The organism is Sphingomonas sp. (genome assembly GCF_965248875.1).
GTDB lineage: Bacteria > Pseudomonadota > Alphaproteobacteria > Sphingomonadales > Sphingomonadaceae > Sphingomonas.
This window is the reverse complement of record NZ_CBDFKR010000003.1, coordinates 375,504-394,639: the sequence shown is the minus strand read 5'-3', so window position 1 is coordinate 394,639 and position 19,136 is coordinate 375,504. Positions and strand designations below refer to the sequence as shown.

General features: G+C 68.2%; 18 protein-coding genes. 9 read left to right on the top strand and 9 right to left on the bottom strand.

The window, feature by feature from the left end; translation table 11 throughout:
• Positions 1-45: 45 nt before the first annotated feature.
• Entirely contained in the window at positions 46-561 is a 516-nt protein-coding gene (locus ACP2AD_RS02250; RefSeq protein WP_425228445.1) for a methylated-DNA--[protein]-cysteine S-methyltransferase, read from the bottom strand.
• A 117-nt stretch (positions 562-678) separates the two neighbouring features.
• On the opposite strand from ACP2AD_RS02250, the gene mutS reads away from it, so the two are divergent.
• The gene (gene mutS, locus ACP2AD_RS02245; protein ID WP_425228517.1) at positions 679-3,255 is read left to right on the top strand and encodes a DNA mismatch repair protein MutS; all 2,577 of its coding nucleotides are present in this window, start codon (positions 679-681) and stop codon (positions 3,253-3,255) included.
• On the opposite strand, the gene ACP2AD_RS02240 is transcribed toward mutS, so the two are convergent.
• A complete protein-coding gene (locus tag ACP2AD_RS02240) occupies positions 3,222-3,914 on the bottom strand; it encodes a CAP domain-containing protein (protein ID WP_425228444.1) in 693 nt (230 codons plus the stop codon). The genes mutS and ACP2AD_RS02240 overlap by 34 nt on opposite strands.
• A gap of 125 nt (positions 3,915-4,039) precedes the next feature.
• Entirely contained in the window at positions 4,040-4,204 is a 165-nt protein-coding gene (locus ACP2AD_RS02235) for a hypothetical protein (protein ID WP_425228443.1), read from the bottom strand.
• A gap of 110 nt (positions 4,205-4,314) precedes the next feature.
• Between ACP2AD_RS02235 and ACP2AD_RS02230 the strand changes: the two genes are divergently transcribed.
• Complete coding sequence (locus ACP2AD_RS02230) at positions 4,315-7,062, top strand: [protein-PII] uridylyltransferase (protein ID WP_425228516.1); 2,748 nt, start codon at positions 4,315-4,317, stop codon at positions 7,060-7,062.
• Between the two features lie 11 nt (positions 7,063-7,073).
• The gene (locus tag ACP2AD_RS02225) at positions 7,074-7,457 is read left to right on the top strand and encodes a VOC family protein (RefSeq protein WP_425228442.1); all 384 of its coding nucleotides are present in this window, start codon (positions 7,074-7,076) and stop codon (positions 7,455-7,457) included.
• Positions 7,458-7,484: 27 nt separating this feature from the next.
• On the opposite strand, the gene ACP2AD_RS02220 is transcribed toward ACP2AD_RS02225, so the two are convergent.
• From ACP2AD_RS02220 to ACP2AD_RS02195, 6 genes are all read right to left on the bottom strand, one after another.
• Entirely contained in the window at positions 7,485-8,513 is a 1,029-nt protein-coding gene (locus ACP2AD_RS02220; protein WP_425228441.1) for a substrate-binding domain-containing protein, read from the bottom strand.
• 218 nt (positions 8,514-8,731) lie between these two features.
• Entirely contained in the window at positions 8,732-9,550 is an 819-nt protein-coding gene (locus ACP2AD_RS02215) for a hypothetical protein (protein WP_425228440.1), read from the bottom strand.
• Positions 9,551-9,746: 196 nt separating this feature from the next.
• Positions 9,747-10,277 carry a translation initiation factor IF-3 gene (infC, locus tag ACP2AD_RS02210; RefSeq protein ID WP_425228439.1) on the bottom strand — a complete coding sequence of 177 codons (531 nt, stop codon included), beginning with the start codon at positions 10,275-10,277 and terminating at the stop codon, positions 9,747-9,749.
• 83 nt (positions 10,278-10,360) lie between these two features.
• On the bottom strand, positions 10,361-11,287 hold the full coding sequence (locus ACP2AD_RS02205) for a hypothetical protein (RefSeq protein ID WP_425228438.1): 927 nt from the start codon (positions 11,285-11,287) through the stop codon (positions 10,361-10,363).
• Positions 11,288-11,329: 42 nt separating this feature from the next.
• Entirely contained in the window at positions 11,330-13,357 is a 2,028-nt protein-coding gene (gene thrS / locus ACP2AD_RS02200; protein WP_425228437.1) for a threonine--tRNA ligase, read from the bottom strand.
• 159 nt (positions 13,358-13,516) lie between these two features.
• Positions 13,517-14,332: an LD-carboxypeptidase gene (locus tag ACP2AD_RS02195; protein WP_425228436.1), complete on the bottom strand. Its 816-nt coding sequence runs from the start codon at positions 14,330-14,332 to the stop codon at positions 13,517-13,519.
• Positions 14,333-14,379: 47 nt separating this feature from the next.
• On the opposite strand from ACP2AD_RS02195, the gene ACP2AD_RS02190 reads away from it, so the two are divergent.
• The 6 genes from ACP2AD_RS02190 (at position 14,380) to ACP2AD_RS02165 (ending at position 19,135) form a co-directional block, all read left to right on the top strand.
• On the top strand, positions 14,380-15,843 hold the full coding sequence (locus ACP2AD_RS02190; RefSeq protein ID WP_425228435.1) for a glutamate ligase domain-containing protein: 1,464 nt from the start codon (positions 14,380-14,382) through the stop codon (positions 15,841-15,843).
• Between the two features lie 32 nt (positions 15,844-15,875).
• A complete protein-coding gene (locus tag ACP2AD_RS02185; RefSeq protein WP_425228434.1) occupies positions 15,876-16,130 on the top strand; it encodes a DUF6356 family protein in 255 nt (84 codons plus the stop codon).
• Between the two features lie 307 nt (positions 16,131-16,437).
• Complete coding sequence (locus ACP2AD_RS02180) at positions 16,438-16,851, top strand: hypothetical protein (RefSeq protein ID WP_425228433.1); 414 nt, start codon at positions 16,438-16,440, stop codon at positions 16,849-16,851.
• On the top strand, positions 16,848-17,051 hold the full coding sequence (locus ACP2AD_RS02175) for a helix-turn-helix transcriptional regulator (RefSeq protein ID WP_425228432.1): 204 nt from the start codon (positions 16,848-16,850) through the stop codon (positions 17,049-17,051). Before ACP2AD_RS02180 ends, ACP2AD_RS02175 begins: the two co-directional genes overlap by 4 nt.
• A 1-nt stretch (position 17,052) precedes the next feature.
• Positions 17,053-17,970: an alpha/beta fold hydrolase gene (locus ACP2AD_RS02170; protein ID WP_425228431.1), complete on the top strand. Its 918-nt coding sequence runs from the start codon at positions 17,053-17,055 to the stop codon at positions 17,968-17,970.
• Between the two features lie 58 nt (positions 17,971-18,028).
• Positions 18,029-19,135, top strand: coding sequence for a YjgN family protein (locus ACP2AD_RS02165; RefSeq protein WP_425228430.1), 1,107 nt, complete (start codon positions 18,029-18,031; stop codon positions 19,133-19,135).
• Position 19,136: the final 1 nt, after the last annotated feature.

Here is a 19,136-nt window from a genome sequence, read left to right as displayed (position 1 = left end):
GCGCGCTCCTGTCCGGCTCCCCTTAGGGCAAAGGGCGGAGCGCCGTCACCCCGTCGCGCTTCGAGAACGGGACGCGAACAGGTCGCGCCGTTCGTGGTCGAGCAGGAACCGCTTGATCGGCAGGCCGCCGCCGAATCCGGTCAGGCTGCCGTCGGCGCCGATGACGCGGTGGCAGGGTGCTACGATCGGCAGCGGATTGCGGCCGTTCGCCGCCCCCACCGCGCGGGTCGCGCTGGGCTGGCCGATCGCACAGGCGATGTCGCGGTAGCTGCGCGTCTCGCCGAACGGAATCGCCATCAGCGCCTCCCAAACCCGCCTCTGGAACATGGTCCCGACGGGCGCGAGCGGCAGGTCGAACACGTCGCGCGTCCCGGCGAAGTAAGCTTCCAACTGGTCACGCGCGGCGCACAGAACAGGATGGTGGGGATCGTCGCCGGGGTCCGGAACCGGCGCGCGCGCGTCGTCCTCGCCGGGAAAGCGGATCGCCACCAGCGCGGCGTCGCCGGCCACCAGGGTCAGCTCGCCGATCGGCGACGGCATCGTTGTCATGAGATAGCTCATCGCGATGCGTTAGCGCATCCGCCGCCGCCTGCGCATCCCGGCGCTTGCGGCCAAAGCACGGCGGCCCCACACGCTCCGTCGATGGCCGTCCCGCCGACTCCCGCCTCCTCCACCCCGATGATGGCGCAATATCATGCGCTCAAGGCGGAGGCCGGCGACTGCCTGCTCTTCTATCGCATGGGAGACTTCTTCGAACTGTTCTTCGACGATGCGAAGATCGCTGCGCAAGCGCTTGATATTGCCCTGACCGCGCGCGGCCAGCATGACGGCGAGAAGGTGCCGATGTGCGGCGTGCCCGTCCACGCCGCGACCGCCTATCTGCAGCGGCTCATCAAGGCCGGGCACCGCGTCGCCATTGCCGAACAGACCGAAAGCCCCGAAGCCGCTCGTCAGGCGCGCGGATCGAAGGCGCTGGTCAATCGCGCCATCGTACGCTTCGTCACCGCCGGGACGCTGACCGAGGAAGCGCTGCTCGACGCGCGCGCCGACAATTGGTGCGTGGCGATCGGCGAAGCGGCAGGCGGCGTGGCGCTCGCCGCGGCCGACGTCTCGACCGGCCGCTTCGAGGTGATCGAGACCAGCGCCGCCGGGCTCGACGCCGACCTCGCGCGCCTTGCCGCCGCGGAGGTGATCGCGTCAGAAGCCAGCGAGGCGGCAGGTGTAACCGCGACCCGCCCCCGCGACGAGTTCGACAGCGCCGCGGGCGAGGCGCGGCTGAAGCGGCTCTACGGCGTCGCGACGCTGGACGGTTTCGGTCAGTGGAGCCGCGCCGCGCTGGCGGCGGCGGGCGGGCTGGTCGCGTATCTCGATCATGCCGGCAGGGGTGCGGTCCCCTTCCTGCGCCCACCGATGCTCCGGCACGCCGCCGAGACGATGGCGATCGACCCCGCGACGCGCGAGAGCCTGGAGCTGACCTGCACCGCTGCCGGCCAGCGCAAGGGCTCGCTGCTCGACGCGGTCGACCGCACGGTGACCGGCGCGGGCGCGCGGCTGCTGGCGGGCGACATTGGCGCGCCGCTGATGGACCGCGTGGCGATCGGCGAGCGGCTCGACCTCGTCCAAATCTTTGCCGACGACGACGCAGTGCGTGAGCGGCTGCGCGCCGCGCTCCGCGCCGCCCCAGAGATCGGCCGCGCGCTCGGCCGCCTCGTCGCCGGGCGCGGCAGCCCGCGCGACCTCGGCCAGCTCCGTGACGGGCTCGACGCAGCATGGGCGCTTGGCGAACAACTCGGAAGCTTCCCCGTCCGCCCTGTCCTACTCGACCGCCTCGCGCCCCACCTCCGCGGCCACGGCGCGCTGATCGACCAGCTCCACCGCGCGCTAGTTCCTGCGCCGCCGGTCGACGCCGCGGACGGCGGCTACATCGCTGCGGGCTACGACGCCGCGCTCGATGCGCTGCGCGAAACTGGTGCAGGCGGCCGCCGCATGCTGGCGCAGCTGGAGATCGAGATGAAGGCGGCGACCGGCATCGCGACGCTGCGCATCCGTCACAATAACGTGCTCGGCTATCATCTGGAGGTCCCCGCCCGCGCCGCCGACCCGCTGATGAAGCCCGACAGCGGCTTCACCCATCGCCAGACACTGGCGGGCGTGGTGCGCTTCAACACCCCCGCATTGCACGATGTCGCGGCGCGCATCGCCCAGGCGGGCGCGCACGCGCTCGCGGCCGAGGCGGCGCATCTGGAGGAGCTGACCGCCGCCGCACTCGCCCGGCGCGAGGAGATCGCCGCCGCCGCCGACGCACTCGCCCGCCTCGACGTCGCCGCCGCGCTCGCCGAGCGTGCGATCGAGGGCGGCTGGATGCGCCCCGCGCTGGTCGATCGCCCCTGTTTCGAGATCGAGGGCGGCCGCCACCCCGTGGTCGAGGCGGCAGTGGGCAAGCATGGCGGTCGCTTCGTCGCGAATGACTGCCGCCTGTCCGACGGCGATCGGCTTTGGCTCGTCACGGGGCCCAACATGGGCGGCAAATCGACCTTCCTCCGTCAGAACGCGTTGATCACCGTCCTCGCCCAGGCGGGCGGCTATGTCCCCGCCGCCCGCGCCACGCTTGGCCTCGTCGATCGCCTGTTCAGCCGCGTCGGCGCGTCAGACAACCTCGCCCGCGGCCGCTCGACCTTCATGGTCGAGATGGTCGAGACCGCCGCGATCCTGGCGCAGGCGACGACCGCCAGCTTCGTCATCCTCGACGAGGTCGGACGCGGCACCTCCACCTATGACGGGCTGGCGATCGCCTGGGCGGTGGTGGAGGCGATCCATGAGGAGAACCGCTGCCGCTGCCTGTTCGCCACCCATTATCATGAGCTCACACGGCTGGCGGAACGCTGCGACTCCCTGTCGCTCCACCATGTCCGCGCGCGCGAGTGGAAGGGCGAGCTAGTGCTGCTCCACGAGCTGGCCGACGGCCCGGCGGATCGCAGTTACGGCCTCGCCGTCGCGCGGCTGGCGGGGATGGCGCCCGTGACGGTCGCGCGCGCCAAGGCGGTGCTCGCCAAGCTGGAGGCAGGCCGCGCGAGGACCGGCGGCCTCGCGGCCGGGCTCGATGATCTTCCTCTCTTCGCCGCCGCGCAGGTCGCTGAGGAGAGGCAGTGCGACGCCATTCGCGCGGAGGTCGAACGCATCGATGTCGACGCGCTCACCCCGCGCGAGGCGCTCGATACGCTCTACCGGCTGAAGGCGCTGGCGCGGGAGGGCTGAAGCGCGGCGACCTGTGGCAGCACCGGACTGCCGTCGGGCGTTGCGGCATAGTCGATCACGCACATCGCGCCATAGCGGGCATGGCCGCCGCAGCCGACCCCGGCGAAACGGATTGACGTCGAGAAGACGAGCGCGCGGTGACCGCGGCGAGGCTGACCATCGTCGACGATGAACTGACGCACCACCGTCTCACCGGCGCGCATGCCATAGGAGATAGTCTCGCCGACATAGATGTCGCCGCCCGCGGCGCGCACCCGCGTGCCCGGCGTGGCGCCGGCGGCCGAGATGTGGCCGGTCGCCCCGGCCGGCCCCTGCGCCGCCGCCCAGCCCTGTGCCGCGCGCGCCAGCACCGGGCTGAACTGCAGCGGCGGCAGCGGTGGCTGGGCGTCAAGGAAGGCGATCGCCTCGTCTACCGCGGGTGTACCCTCGAAAGTCTCGGTCCCGACCGGATCGCCATCCTCATGCACCACTCGCCCCGCGAAACCCTGCCGATAGCGACGCAGCGCCGCCGCTACTTCCTGCGGATGCGCACGGACATAGTTCAGCTGCGCCAGCACCGCGGCCTCGATGCCGTCACCGTCCACCGCCGCCGCCGATCCTGCCGATGCCCAGCAACCCACCATGACGGCGACCGCTGCGCCGCCAAGCCTGATCCCCATGTCCCGCCCCCTTCCGATCGCGCTGACCGGTATCGAGCATGGGCGCGGAAAATCACTTTAAGGTCTATGGTTAGGGCGGCGTTTTCAGCAGACATCAGGGCGCCGTTCGCCATACCCGGCGCGGGTTAGGCCGAGGGGCTATCGACCCGCTTCAGCATCTCACGCATCGTCCGCTCTTCCGCGGTATCCGCCGGACCCGTGCCGTAACCACGCCGCAGCGCGATCCCGGTGCGATGCAGCTCAGGTTCCTGATAGTCGTGGTAGAGCGGGCGGCGCGTGACGTCGGTCATGTGGGCGATCCGATCGGAATCCAGAACCGTTAATACCTGAGCAAGGACAAGGTTGCAGCCCCGCCCATACTTTGCGCACGCGCGGCGCGCCAGCTATGCGCAGCGCCGCCATGACCGGCCGTTTCGATCATCTGCCCAACCGTCGCGCCATCGTCGACCGGCGCGGGCTAGCCGACGCGCTGCTCGCTCTGCCGGAGGCGGCGCGCCCTGTGCTGCGCACCGCCGCGGTCGCGCTTCTCGCTGAGGCGTTGACGGCCGGGCGCACCGAGATCGCGCGCCGCCTTGCGGAACATCCGTCCCGCGGGCTGATGGCAGCGAACGCCGGCGCCTATCTGGTCGACGCGGTGTTGCAGGCGCTCTTCGCCTTCACGACCGAACGCCTCCACCCGCTGCCCAACCCGACCGCGGGCGAGCGGCTGCTGCTGCTGGCGGTCGGCGGCTATGGCCGCGGCGAGATGGCGCCGCATTCGGATGTCGACATCGGTTTCGTCACGCCGGGCAAACAGACCGGCTGGGGCGAGCAGGTCATCGAATCGATGCTCTATGCGCTCTGGGACCTGCGGCTGAAGATCGGCCAGTCGACCCGCTCTGTCGATGACACCATTCGCCAGGCCAAAGCCGATGTCACGATCCGCACCGCTCTCTTGGAGGCGCGCTATGTCGCGGGCGACCAGGCGCTTCACGCCGAGGTGGCGTCGCGCTTCAAGGTGGAGGTGCAGCGCGGCACCGAACGGCAGTTCATCGCCGACAAGCTCGCCGAACGCGATGCGCGCCACCGCAAGATGGGCGATACCCGCTACGTCGTCGAACCCAACGTCAAGGAGGGCAAGGGGGGACTGCGTGACCTCCACGCGCTGTTCTGGATCGGCAAATATGTCTACGACGTGACCCGGGCCGCGGAACTGGTTGGCAAGGGGCTCTTCACCCGCGCCGAATATCGCCGCTTCCACGCCGCCGATCAGTTCCTGTGGGCGGTGCGCTGCCACCTCCACCTCATCGCCGGGCGTGCGGAGGACCGCCTCACCTTCGACGTCCAGCGCGAGGTGGCGACCCGGATGCGTTTCGCCGATCGCCCCGGCAAGTCCGCGGTCGAGCGCTTCATGCAGTTCTATTTCCTCCAGGCGAAGACGGTCGGCGTCCTCACCGGTGTCTTCCTGACCCATCTGGACGACCAATTCGCGGAGCGCGGCTGGCGGTCGTGGCTGCCGGCACTGCGCCGGTCGCCGCGAAGACTGAACGGCTTCCGGCTCGATCGCGGGCGGCTGGCGATGCCGCACGACGAGTTCTTCGTGGAGAGCCCCGTCCGCCTGATCGAGCTGTTCGCGCTCGCCGATGCGCAGGGGCTGGAGATCCACCCGCTGACGATGCGCGCTGCGACGCGCGATGCGAAGCTCATCGATGATTACCGCGCCGACCCGCACGCCAACGCGCTGTTCATGGAGGTGCTGACCTCGCGCCGCGACCCCGAGCTGGTGCTCCGCTGGATGAACGAGGCCGGCGTGTTCGGACGTTTCGTGCCCGATTTCGGCCGGGTCGTCGCACAGATGCAATTCGACATGTATCATCACTACACCGTCGACGAGCACACCATCCGCGCCATCGGCCTGCTGTCGCAGATCGAGCGGCGGCGGCTCGACGCCGATCACCCGCTCGGTGCCGCGATCGTCCGCCAGATCGTGTCGCGCCGCGTGCTGTACGTCGCCGTCCTGCTCCACGATATCGCCAAGGGCCGCGGCGGCGATCATTCGGTGCTGGGCGCTGCGGTCGCCGAGCGGCTGGGGCCGCGCTTCGGCCTGTCGGCAGCGGAGACGGAGACGGTGAGCTGGCTGGTGCGCTGGCACCTGCTGATGAGCGCAACCGCGTTCAAGCGCGACCTATCCGACTTCAAGACGATTCTCGACTTCGCCGGCGCGGTGCAGAGCCCAGAGCGATTGCGCCTGCTGCTGCTCCTGACCGTGGTCGACATCCGCGCGGTCGGGCCGGGCACCTGGAACGGCTGGAAGCGCCAGCTGCTGACCGACCTGTACGAGTCGGCCGAGGAGGTGCTGCGCCTCGGGCACAAGCAGCGCGGACGGATCGAGCGCGTCGCCGCCAAGCAGCAAGCGTTGCAGGCGGCGCTGGACTGGGACGACGCGCGCTTCACCGCGTTCGTCCGCCGGTTTCCGGAAGCGTACTGGGTCGCCGAACCCGACGACGTGCTCCTCCACAACGCCCGCTTCATCGCGGGTGCGCCCAGCGAGGCGCTGGCGATCGACGCTCAGGTCTATCCCGGCCGCGGTGCGACGCTGGTCACCGTCTACGCCGCCGACCACCCCGGCCTGTTCTACCGTATCGCCGGGGCGATCCACGTTGCCGGCGGTAACATCATCGACGCGCGTATCCATACCACGCGCGACGGCCTCGCGGTCGACAACTTCTTGGTCCAGGACCCGTGGGGCCGCCCGTTCGACGACGCCGGTCAGCTTGCGCGGTTGAAAGCGACCATCGCCGATGCGCTCGCCAACCGGGGCAAGCTGGTCGACCGGCTGGTCGCCAAGCCTGCGGCGCGTCCCCGCGCCGACGCCTTTCCGATCCAGCCCAACGTCCTGATCGACAACCGGGCGTCGAACCGCTTCACCGTCGTCGAGGTCAACGCCCGCGACCGTCCGGCGCTGCTCAATCAGCTCGCGCATGCGCTGTTCCAATCGAAGGTGACGATCCACTCCGCGCATGTCGCGACCTATGGCGAGCGCGCGGTCGACACCTTCTACCTGACCGACCTGACCGGCGATAAGCTCGACAATGCGATCCGGTTGCGGACACTGGAACGCAGGCTCGCAGCCGCCGCTGCCGGCGAGTCGCTGGAGCTGGCGGCGTAAAGGAGACGATCATGCCCGTTCTCGGCATCGGCGGCCTGTTCTTCCGGGCGGCAGACCCGGACGCACTTGGCGCCTGGTACAAAACGCATCTCGGCATCGGCGGCGGCTGCGCCGCACCCGGCGCGCCGGCGGCAGGACCCTGGGAATGGCAGGCGCTGGGCGGCCCGGTCGTATTTCAGCCCTTCGCCGCCGATACCGAGTATTTTCCCGCGGCCAGGCAGACGATGCTCAACCTGCGCGTCAGCGCGATCGACGCCCTGCTCGATCAGCTCCGTGCCGCCGGTGTCGTCGTCATCACCAAACCGGAATGGGACGATCCGGCGATGGGCAAGTTTGCGCGCATCCATGATCCCGAAGGCAACCCGATCGAACTGTGGGAGCCACCGGCCGGGTAGGCAGGGCCGGGCGGCGTTGGCCGGCCGTCAGAACAGCGCCTCGCGATCGAGCGCCTCGCCATTGGCGATCGCCGTCTGCGCCGCCTGACGGGCGCTATCAGACATGGCGATCAGGCCCCGCCGGGTCAGCGGTCCGCCCGGGTTCCACATCGTCGCGTAGAGGTTCAGGAACGCCTGCAGGTCGGGCTTGTTCTTGAGATGCGCGATCTTGACATAGAGCATCAGCGTCCGGCCGCCGGGATAGGTGCCGTTCGCGATCGTGCCTTGGTCGGGCGCGACACCGTCGATCGCCAAGCCCTGCAGCTGATGCGCGCTCTCCAGATAGGAGTAGCCGAACACGCCGATCGCCTGCGCATCGCGGCCTACCGCCTGCGCCGTGGCGGCGTAATCCTCGCCGCCGACGACATAGACGCCGTCGGTGCGCACGGCCCGGCACAGCTGATTGAAGGCGGATTGATCGGTCTGCGCCATCATCGCCTGGGCGGCAGGGTTCGCCTGCACGCACCCCGGCTCGATCAACAGCTGCAGGAGCTGGTCGTGCGTGCCGCTCGTCGCGGACGGGCCAAGCACCTTGATCGGCAGGGCGGGGAGCCGCGGGTCGACATCGCGCCAGGTCCGGGCGGTGTTGGGGTGGCCCATCGGCATCGCCGCCAGCGCCAGATAGATGTCCTTGCGGCTGAGCGTCAGGTGCGGGCCGGCCGCCGCCTCGGCGAGCGCCACGCCGTCGCGTCCGATGCTCACCTCCATGATCGGCCCGGCGCCGTTGCGCTGGCAGGCGTCGAACTCGGCGCGAGTGATGCGCCGTGAGGCGTCGGCGATGTCCGGCGTGTCGTCGCCGCCGCCGGCGCAAAAGGCCGCGATGCCCTGACCGGTGCCGATCGAGTCGACCGCGGGCGCCGTGCGTCCGGCCTGTTGCGCCGCGAACGCCTCGCTTACCGCCTGGGTGAAGGGATGGACCGTCGACGAGCCGGTGATGCGGATCGCACCGTCCGACCCGCCGCATCCCGTCAGCGCCAGCATCAGCGCCGCCGCGCCTGCACCAGACCAGCCGCTCATCGCCGTCTCCCCGTTGACCCTGGCCGGCAACGCTGCCGCATCCACGACAGTCCCTTCTCGACCGCGCGCGTGACCGGATGATGACAACGCCGGACGCGGGGCCGTCGCTCGGCGATCACAACGTCAGCTGCCGACGATCCAAGTCCAGGGTCCATCGCGCCGCGGCGATTTAGGTCGGACGGGCCGAGGAGCGGCGGGGCTCGCGCGGTGACGTCGGCTCAGGACGACGACGCGCGGTAATAGGGCTGGTGCGATGCAAAGTCCTGCTTGCCCGGCTGCCCGGCCGCGCGCGCGACCGCAGCATTGACCGCCTGCCAGAAATGATTGGTGAAATCGCTTTCCATTGCGGTCCGGAGGTCGTCGCCGATCAGCATCCGGCTGTGCACGCCGATCTGAAACGAATGGATGTCCGGCGAGCTTGTCGCAGAGACCGCGCTTCTGCCGATCGGTCGCTTCGTTCGCCAGTCGAGCAGGATGACCCAACCGCGAAAAACACCCGGCTCGAACGTCTGGCCATCGCTGTTGAGCACCGGTCTCCGCTCTTCCTGCGGCACGATCACCACGACATAGGCCGCGTGCGCCAGATCGTCGATGTTGCCGACCAGTCCGCTCGTGTCACGCGACGGCATCCCCGGCGCGGGTACTGCCTCGGCGGCGATGTTCCCGAAATCCTGATCGCGATAGAGTGGCGGGGAGGACGCCGCACCCGGCGTGAAGCGGCCGTCGCTGAACAAGGCGAGCCATCCGGCGTCGACCGTGCTGTACGGCAGCTCGCTGGCCGTGACCGGTGCCGATGCCTGTTCCGTCAGGGCATCACCGGTAGGGAGACGCGCGCGAAGGTCACTCATCGCCCGGAAAAAGGCGCCGATCTTCGCGTCATCCGCAACTTCGCTCGCCGTGGCGCTCATCGCCGCATCGCCATGCAGCGCAGCGCGCTGTGCGGGGGTCATGAAGTGATTGACGCCGGCCCCGACCAGGATGACGACGGCGAACAGCCCCAGACACCCGAAACACCCGATCGCCACAGGACTTTTCATGACGTTTGCCGGCTGGTTTGATGTCATGGCTGTTTCCCCGCTGCGAAGGCATATCAGCCGACGGCCACAGGCGAGACAAGGCGTAATCGATCAACAGGCGCCGCAGCGACGCCGCGCCGTCAGCCGGCGCTGCGCACCGCTGGCCGCGCATGACACCGCGACGCGGAACAGCGCGCGCTGCCCCGCTGCGCCAGGCTCACTTGGGCGACAGCACCATCAGCATCTGACGGCCTTCCATCCGCGGATAGGCCTCCACCTTGGCGATCTCGTTGGTCGCCTCCGCCACCCGCTGGAGCACTGCCATGCCGAGATTGCCGTGGCTCAGCTCGCGCCCGCGGAAGCGCATGGTGACCTTCACCTTGTCGCCCTCGCCGATGAACTCGACGACCTTCTTCATCTTGGTGTCATAGTCGTGATCGTCGATGTTCGGACGCATCTTGATCTCTTTGATCTCCTGCGTCTTCTGCGACTTGCGGGCGAGGTTCGCCTTTTTCTGCGCCTCGTACTTGAATTTGCCGACGTCGAGGAACTTGGCGACCGGCGGATCGGCGTTTGGCGACACCTCGACCAGGTCGAGGCCCAGCGCCTGCGCCTGTTCCATCGCTTCGCGGGTGTACATGACGCCCAGATTCTCGCCCTCGTGATCGATCACGCGGACCTTCTGGCTCTGGATCCACTCGTTGAAACGAGGGCCGTTCATCGGCGGCGCCTGATTTGGCCGGCGCATGGTGGGAGGACGTATGAGTTGATCTCCTTGGTTTGACATCGTCGATATAGCGGTTGCGGCAGGGTCACGATAGGGTGCGCGCCCTATCGCGGGAAAAGATCGGTGTGGTGCTTCGACATGGCCGCATAAAATGGGCTGCCCTGCGCCATGGCGATCGACGGACTTTCGGTAAAGCTGTGATCGACCTTGCCGACTTGGGTGCCATAGGTCGACGCGACGCGGCTGCCCATCTCGAGCCAGACCGGTCTCACGGCCGTCGGCGCCCCGCCCATGGCGTAATCGGTAGCTTTCTGAAAGATGACATGGGAATAGGCCTCGGCGGCAGCGGTCTCGAATACCCAATGACTACCCGGCAGGCCGAACTCCGCGGCCGTTCCCATCCGGAACGATCGACGTCCCGCAAGGAAGTGGTATTGGTTTATCTCGATCGCCTTGTCCACGAACCATTGGGAAACATACTCGCTTACGCTTGGTATGGCCAACAGGGCGGTAGCAGGGGCAGTCAAAGGATTCGAGGCGAGCAGGGTCGCGAGTAGCGAGACGACAGCTGTCGTGACCAACAGCTTGATCTTTTGGTCGTCGGCCGTGATGTATTCCCGTTTCAAGGTCTGCACGGTGATTTCCTTCGCTTTGGGCATGTAAACGTGCCCGACGCTGTCGGTGTGGAGGTCAGGGATCATGTAGTCGCGAATCTGCTCGGGAATGGGAATGCTGAGCGGAAATCCCGGCGGCACCGGCAGCCAGACGGGCAGCGGAATAGCCTGATAGACCGAAAAGGGTCGAAACCGCGCGACGCCGCGAAAACACAAGGTCGCTTCGTTGTTCCAGCGGTTGGCTTCATCGACGAAGACCGTCGCGGTATGCGGGTCCATGAAGGTCGGCATGGCGTTGGCGAGCGCATAGCCATTGGGCATCTGCTGGCCAGGCCTAGGCTGGATCACCGTCCGCGTGCGATTCATGTGGACGACGCCGACGCCGTTGTAGATCGGCAGCTCGGTAAATCCCGGCATCGTGCGACTCCTTCTTAACGATCGAAGCGACCTGGCAGCGGGTCAGTGCCGGCGCAAATCCGGCGGGACGGCTTCGCGACCAAGTGCCGCGACGCACGCCGTCAGCGTCATCACCTCCTGCGCCTGGCTGCCCAGGCGGCGCAGGGCGATGGTTCCTTCCTCCGCCTCGCGCTTGCCGACGACCAGCAGCACCGGCACTTTGGCGATCGAGTGTTCGCGCACCTTGTAGTTGATCTTCTCGTTGCGCAGGTCGGTCTCGACGCGCAGCCCCGCCGCGCGCAGTGCCGCCGCGACCGCGCCGGCATAGGCATCCGCGTCCGAAACGATTGTCGTCACCACCGCCTGCACCGGCGCCAGCCACAGTGGGAAGCGGCCGGCGTGATGTTCGATCAGAATGCCGATGAAGCGCTCGAAGGTGCCCAGGATGGCGCGGTGGAGCATTACCGGGCGGTGGCGCTCGCCGTCGTCGCCGACATAGCTCGCGTCGAGCCGCTCGGGCAGCACCCGGTCGCTCTGCATCGTGCCGACCTGCCACGTCCGCCCGATCGCGTCGGTAAGATGGAATTCCAGCTTCGGCGCATAGAACGCGCCCTCGCCGGGCAGCTCCTCGAACCTCGCCTTGATCGCCTCGGACAACCCCGACGCCATCACCGCCGCGCGCAGCTCGGCCTCGGCCTTGTCCCACATCGCGTCGTCGCCGAACCGCGCGTCGGGCCGCAACGCCAGCTTCACCGCGTAATCCTCGAAGCCCAAGTCGCGATAGACGCTGTCGAGCAGCTCACAGAACCGCGTCACCTCGTCGACCAGCTGGTCCTCGCGCACGAAGATATGCGCGTCGTCCTGGGTGAACTGGCGCACCCGCATGATGCCGTGCAGCGCGCCGTGCGGCTCGTTTCTGTGGCAGCAGCCGAACTCGGCCATACGGATCGGCAGGTCGCGGTAGCTCTTGATCCCCTGCTTGAAGATGAGGACGTGCGCGGGGCAGTTCATCGGTTTGAGTGCCATCAGCTCGGCGTCGCCCGACAGCACCGCTGCGCCCTCCTCGGTTCCCGGGATTTCATCGGGGACGACGAACATGTTCTCGCGATATTTGCCCCAGTGCCCGGACTGCTCCCACTGGTGCGCGTCCATCAGCTGCGGCGTCTTGACCTCGGCATAGCCGGCGCCGTCCAGACGGCGGCGCATATAGGCCTCCAGCTGGCGCCAGAGCAGATAGCCCTTTGGATGCCAGAACACGCTGCCCTGCGCCTCCGACTGGAGATGGAACAGGTCCATGTCGGCGCCGATGCGGCGGTGATCGCGCTTCGCCGCCTCTTCCAGCATCATCAGGTGCTGGTCGAGCTGCTTCTTGTTGAGCCAACCGGTGCCGTAAATGCGGCTGAGCATCGCGTTCTTCTGGTCGCCGCGCCAATACGCGCCCGACACGCGCGTCAGCTTGAACGCATCCGCCGCCAGCTTGCCCGTCGACGCCAGGTGCGGCCCCCGGCACATGTCGAGCCAGGCGTCGTCGCCCCTCCCCGCGCGGTAGACGGTAAGCTCCTCGCCGTCCGGCAGCTCCGCCGCCCATTCCGCCTTGAACGTCTCCCCCTTCGCCCGCCACCGCGCGATCAGGTCCTCGCGCGTCCAAACTTCCCGCACCAGCGGCTCGTCACGCGCGATGATCGCCCGCATCTCCGCCTCGATCGCGGGCAGGTCCTCCTCGGTGAACGGCTGCGCCTTTCCGTCAATCAGCGGAGGCGCGAAATCATAGTAGAAGCCGTCCGCCGTCGACGGACCGAAGGTGATCTGCGTCCCCGGGAACAGATGCTGCACGGCCTCGGCGAGCACATGCGCATAGTCGTGGCGCGCCAGCTCCAGCGCATCCGCCTCGTCGCGGCTCGTCACCAGCGCAAGCGCGGCGTCGCCCTCTAACGGCCGTCCAATGTCGCGCAGTTCGCCATTTACCCGCGCGGCGATTGCCGCCTTGGCCAGGCCCGGCCCGATCGCCGCCGCGATGTCGGCCGGGGTGGTGCCGGGCGCGACCTCCCGCACGGAGGCGTCGGGCAGCGTGATCTTGAACATGGCGGACATCGTGGGTTCTCGCGAAAGGCGGCCGGCTCGGCCCGGCGCTTAGGGGTTCTCGGGCGGCATAGGCAAGCGCACCGCCGCCCAAAGGCGGCGACGGCTCAGCGGCTAGTTCGCGGGGAGAACCGGGCGATCATGCAACACCATGTAAGCGATCGCGCGCGCTCAGAACAGCCCGAACGGCACGACATGGTTGGTCTGGGTATGGCCGATCTCCGCCCGCCCCAGATATGGCACCCGCATCTCGCCGCACCAGCGGACGATCATCGCCTCCAGTTCCTCGCCCCAGGCGGGATCGTTGGGCTTGATGTCGGTCACCGCGCCCAGCCGCACCCCCGCCAGCCCACGCAACTGTGTCGCCTGCGCCATGTGCCAGAGCAGGCGGTCGACATTGTACATCGCCTCCGACACCTCCTCGACCAACAGGACGTGGTCGGCAAGGTCTGGAAGCCACGGCGTGCCGATCAGCGCGCCCAGGATCGACAGGTTGAAGGCCGCGGCCGGGCGCCCATCGAGGCCGGGCTCCAGCCCCTGCCGGTCGCGCGTCGACAGCCAACCGAGCGACCGCGCCACCGTCACGTCGCCGCCCTGCCGCCTGATGTCGCTTGCCATCGGGCCGTGCACCGGCTTGCCGATGCCGCGGGCATACAGCGCGCCGAGCAGGAAGCCCGAGTCCGAATAGCCGCAATAGCTCTTGTGCCGCGCCGCCTCGCCCAGATGCGGCATCACCAGCGGCAGGATGCGGTTGCCGCCATAGCCGCCGCGCAGGAACCAGATCGCGTCGACGCCCGGATCGTTCGCCATTTCCAGGAACGCCGCCGCTCGCACCGCGTCCGATCCCGCGAAATGCCCCTCCACCGCCCAGCATTGCGGATGCACGACCAGCTCGACATCGGGATAGGCGATCGCGGCGAAGGCCATGAAGGGCGCCTCGGCATCCTTGTTGCCCCGGCTCGCGGGCGCCACCACGCCGATCTTCAAGGCCGTTCCCCGTTGCCGCTCGCGCGGGGCCGCGATAGCGCGCGGGGATGATCGAGGGCAAACGCTACTTCTTCGTCGGGATAGGCGGTTCCGGCATGATGCCGCTGGCGATGATCCTGGCCGGACGAGGTGCGCGAGTGGAGGGGTCGGACCGTTCGCTCGACGCGGGTCGCGTGCCCGCCAAGTTCGACGCGTTGCGCGCACTTGGCATTGCGCTCCACCCGCAGGACGGCAGCGGCGTCGTGTCGGCTGACCAGATCGTCGTCGCCTCCGCTGCAGTGGAGGACAGCGTGCCGGACATGGTCGCGGCGGCGAGGCTGGGGTGCGCACGCATGACCCGCGCGGAGCTGAACGCCCGGCTGTTCAACGCAGCCACCGTGTCGATCGGGGTGGCGGGAACGAGCGGCAAATCGACGGTCACGGGCATGATCGCCTGGATGCTGCACGCGCTCGGGCGGGAGCCGACGGTGATGAACGGTGCGGTGATGAAGAACTTCGCCACTGCCGAAGCGCCCTTTGCCAGCGCTCTTGTTGGGCGAGGCGAACCGTGGGTCAGCAATATGGTGGAAGACGGCCGCGTGATCGCGCGGATCGAGCACGACGACATCTATGTAAGCGAGGTGGACGAGAGCGACGGGTCGATTGCACTGTATCGGCCCAGCATCGCCGTACTCAACAACGTCAGCGCCGATCACAAGCCGCTGCCGGAGTTACGCCGGCTGTTCGCCGACTTCATCGCGCATGACGGCTGGACCGTGGCGAATGCGGACGATGCCGAGGCGGTGACGCTGGTCGCCGCACGCGCGCCCGACCTGCTGCTCGATTACGCCATCGATGGTGACGCAGGGCTCGTCGCGACGGCGCTCTCGGCGGAGCCCTACGCGGTTTCGTTTGAGTTGCGCGACGGCGGCATGCCGGTGGGCCGCATGCGACTGCAGGTGCCCGGCCGCCACAACGTGGCCAACGCGCTTGCCGCGCTCAACGCCTGCGTCGGCGCGGCCGTGGCGACATTGCCCGAGCTGATGCAGGCCCTGGAGGGGTATGAGGGCCTCTCCCGCCGCTTCGAGCTGATCGGCCAGGCGAACGGCGTCAGCGTCATCGACGATTTCGGCCACAACCCGGACAAGATCGCCGCCACGCTGGCGACGCTGCGCGCCTTTCCCGGCCGCCTGCTGATCCTTTTCCAGCCGCACGGCTACGGGCCGCTCAGGCAGCTCCGCGCCGAACTCGCGGCGGCGTTCGCGGCGGGGATGGCGGACGGCGACCTGCTCGTTCTGCCCGACCCCGCCTATTTCGGCGGCACCGTCGCGCGGGAGGTCGGCAGCGGCGACCTTGCCGCCGACATCAGCGCGCTCGGCCGCGACGCACGGCATATCGCCGACCGGGCTGAGGCCGCAGCGGTGCTGGTCACGGCGGCGCGGCCGCGGGATCGCATCGTCGTCATGGGCGCGCGCGACGATACGCTGGGCATGCTGGCGCGTCAGATGCTGGCCGATCTCGGCAAAGCTTGATACAGAGTCACCGGGCAAAGGGAGGCAAGCACGTGATCCGCGACCTGTTCCTCGATCACCCGGCCTCGGTCGGCGAGAGCTTCACCGAGCATTTCGGCGTCGCGACGCGCTTCGGCTGGCGGCTGACGCGCGGCGGCCTGGCGTGCATGCTCCACGGTTTCCTGCCCTTCGCATTCAAGACCGCGGGCAGCGACACGGTGCGCGACCTCCACGCCGAACTCGTGGCCAAGCGCGCCGCCGCCCGCGCCGCGCAGACGCAGATGGCAACCGTGGAATATGTGATCTAGCGCGCCGCGCGGACGCGAGTGGCAGCGCCATTCGCGAGACGCGCCAGCGCGGCCGGCGGGCAGCGAAGCCGGCCCGTCCGACGTCACGACGCGAATTCGCCGCGGCGCGCCGAAAATCCTGTCCTACAGCCCGCCGGCACTGCAATGCCGATCCCGCGCCGTCGCGTCCGCCCGCCGGCCTGCCACGGGAGATGCACTGCGCGCGAGCCTCTACTTAGCCTCTACTTCCGACAAAATGTAAAAGACCCTTGACGTAAAGCTCACTTGTCTTGTAAAGCGCCCTTGTCACATTGAAGGACGCTTCCGCATGATCGAATCGACCCCTGCCATCCGGCGATACACCCGCAGCGTCATGCTGCTGTCGGTCGCCTACGCGCTCATCCTGTTCGGCACGGTGGGCTTCTTTCGGGACCACCCGCGCATCAGCGACGTTACGGCCTATGCGATCGCCGCGCTGCCCGCGCTGCCGATCATTGGCATCATCATGGTCATCGGCCGCTACCTGATCGAGGAGCGCGACGAATATCTGCGGATGCTGATGGCGCGCCAGGCGCTGATCGCTACCGGCATCACGCTCAGCATCGCCACGCTATGGGGCTTTATCGAGGACGTTGGCCTTGCGCCGCACATCCCGGCCTATCATGTCGCGGTGCTGTGGTTCGCCGGCTTCGGCGTCGGCGCCCTCGTCAACAAGCTCCTCGAGCGGCGGGGGGCGGCATGACAAACGTCCTCAAGGATCTGCGCGGCGAGCGCGGCTGGAGCCAGCAGTTCCTCGCCGAGCAGCTCGGCGTCTCCCGCCAGAGCGTCAACGCCATCGAGACCGGCCGCTACGATCCGTCGCTGCCCCTCGCCTTTCGCATCGCCGAGCTGTTCGGGCTCGCGATCGAACAATGCTTCGCCAGTCCCTCAAAGGAGTCCTGACATGATCACCCAGCACACCGCCCGCCTCATCGCCTTCGTCGCCGCACCGCTCGCGCTGGCGAACGTGACGCACGCACATGCTCAGCCAGCCCCCGCCGCACCCGCCGCGGCACAGGCGGCAGCGACCGTCCTGCCGCACATCTCGATCACGACGATGGGCCGCGGCAGTCCCGTCGTACTGATCCCCGGCCTCTCCTCGCCGCGAGAGGTCTGGGCCGGTGTCGCGCCGCAGATCGCGCGCAACCACCGCGTCATCCTGGTCCAGGTCAACGGCTTCGGCGGCGACGCGCCGGGCGCGAACCTGCAACCGGGGCTGCTCGACGGCGTCGTCACCGATCTGAACGGCTATCTCGCCTCCCAGCATCTGGGGCCCGTCGACGTCATCGGTCATTCGATGGGCGGGTTGCTCGCGCTGATGATGGCAAAGGCGCACCCGCAGGCCGTGCACCGCCTCATGGTGGTCGACTCGCTGCCCTGGATCGGCACGCTGTTCGGCCCGACCCTGACGGTCGCGCAGGTCGAGCCGCAGGCGCGGGCGATGCGTGACCAGATGGCCGCCGTCTATGGCAGCGCGACCAATCCCTCCGCCGACGCAACCGCTGCCCGCCTGGCGCTGAAGCCGGAGAGCCGCGCCCAGGTCGCGGCCTGGGTCAACCACGCCGACGCGCGCGTCACTGCGCAGGCCTTCTACGCCGACATGACCACTGATCTGCGCCCGGCGATGGCGGCTATCGCGACGCCGATCACGCTGGTCTATCCTGGTACCGGCGGCGCCGATGATCAGGGCGCCGCACTCTACCGCGCCGCCTATGCCCAGGCGCCGCACGTCACCTATGTCCCGGTTGCGGACAGCGCGCACTTCATCATGCTCGATCAACCCGCCGCCTTTGCCGCTGCGGTGCAGTCCTTTCTCAACTGACCGGTTGACGTCGTCCCCCGCTTTCGGCTTCACAAGCGGCCAAAGCGGGGGTTCGCGCATGTACAACGACGACGCCGCAGGTGAGAGCGCCTTCGGTTTTACGGGTAGCTGGCGCGAGTATGCGCCGATCGCCTTCACCAATCTGCTGCTCAACATCGTCACGCTGTCGCTTTACGGCTCCTGGGCCAATACGCGCAGCCGCCGGTACCTTTGGAGCAGGACGCGCTTCATCGACGATCAGGTCGAATATACCGGCACCGGACTGGAGCTGTTCATCGGCAAGATCATCGCCTTTTTCCTCTTCGTCGTTCCGTTCGGCGTGCTTCAGCTGATCATGCAGGGGGTCCTGCTGCGCGGTCATCTGGGCGCAGCCATCCTGATCGGAATCAGCATCTATCTGCTGCTGATCTGGCTGGTCGGGGTCGCGATCTTCCGGGCGCTGCGCTATCGGCTCAGCCGCACCTGGTGGCACGGCATCAGGGGCGGCAGCGACGATCAGGGGCTCGGCTATGGCTGGAGCTATTTCTGGCGCACGGTGGTCGGCTATCTCGCCGCCGGATTGATGGTGCCCTGGTCGATGACGACACTGTGGAACCGCCGCTGGAGCGTGATGAGCTTCGGGCCGCTGCGCTTCCGGGCGCAGGCGGACTGGCGCAACATCATCGGCCGCTACCTGATCTATTATTTCTCGCCGATGATCCTCGTCATCGTGCTGGCCATCGTTTTCGCGATCATGGCCGGGATCGGCGCGGTAGCCAGCGGTGGCGGCAGCAGCGGCCCGCCCGGTCCCGGGCTGGTGATCGCGTTCGTCATCGGGCTGATCGCCTTTTACCTGATCTTCTTCGTCGCGCTCGGGCTGGTCGCCCTTACCTATTACGCCGCCTTTTTCCGGGAGGCGACGGGCAAGCTCCAGCTCGGCGGGCTGCAGTTCGCCTTTACCGCGCGGACGAAGGACTGGATCCTGCTTTATCTCGGCAATGCGGGGCTGACGATCGCGACCCTGGGGGTCGGCTACATCTTCGTGCCCTATCGCAACTGGGTATTCTTCGTCCGCCACGCGCAGGCCTATGGCGAGATCATGCTCGGCGACCTGACCCAGTCGACAACGCGCGATCCGGGCCAGGGCGAGGGCCTGCTCGACGCCTTCGATGTCGGCGCCTTCTGAC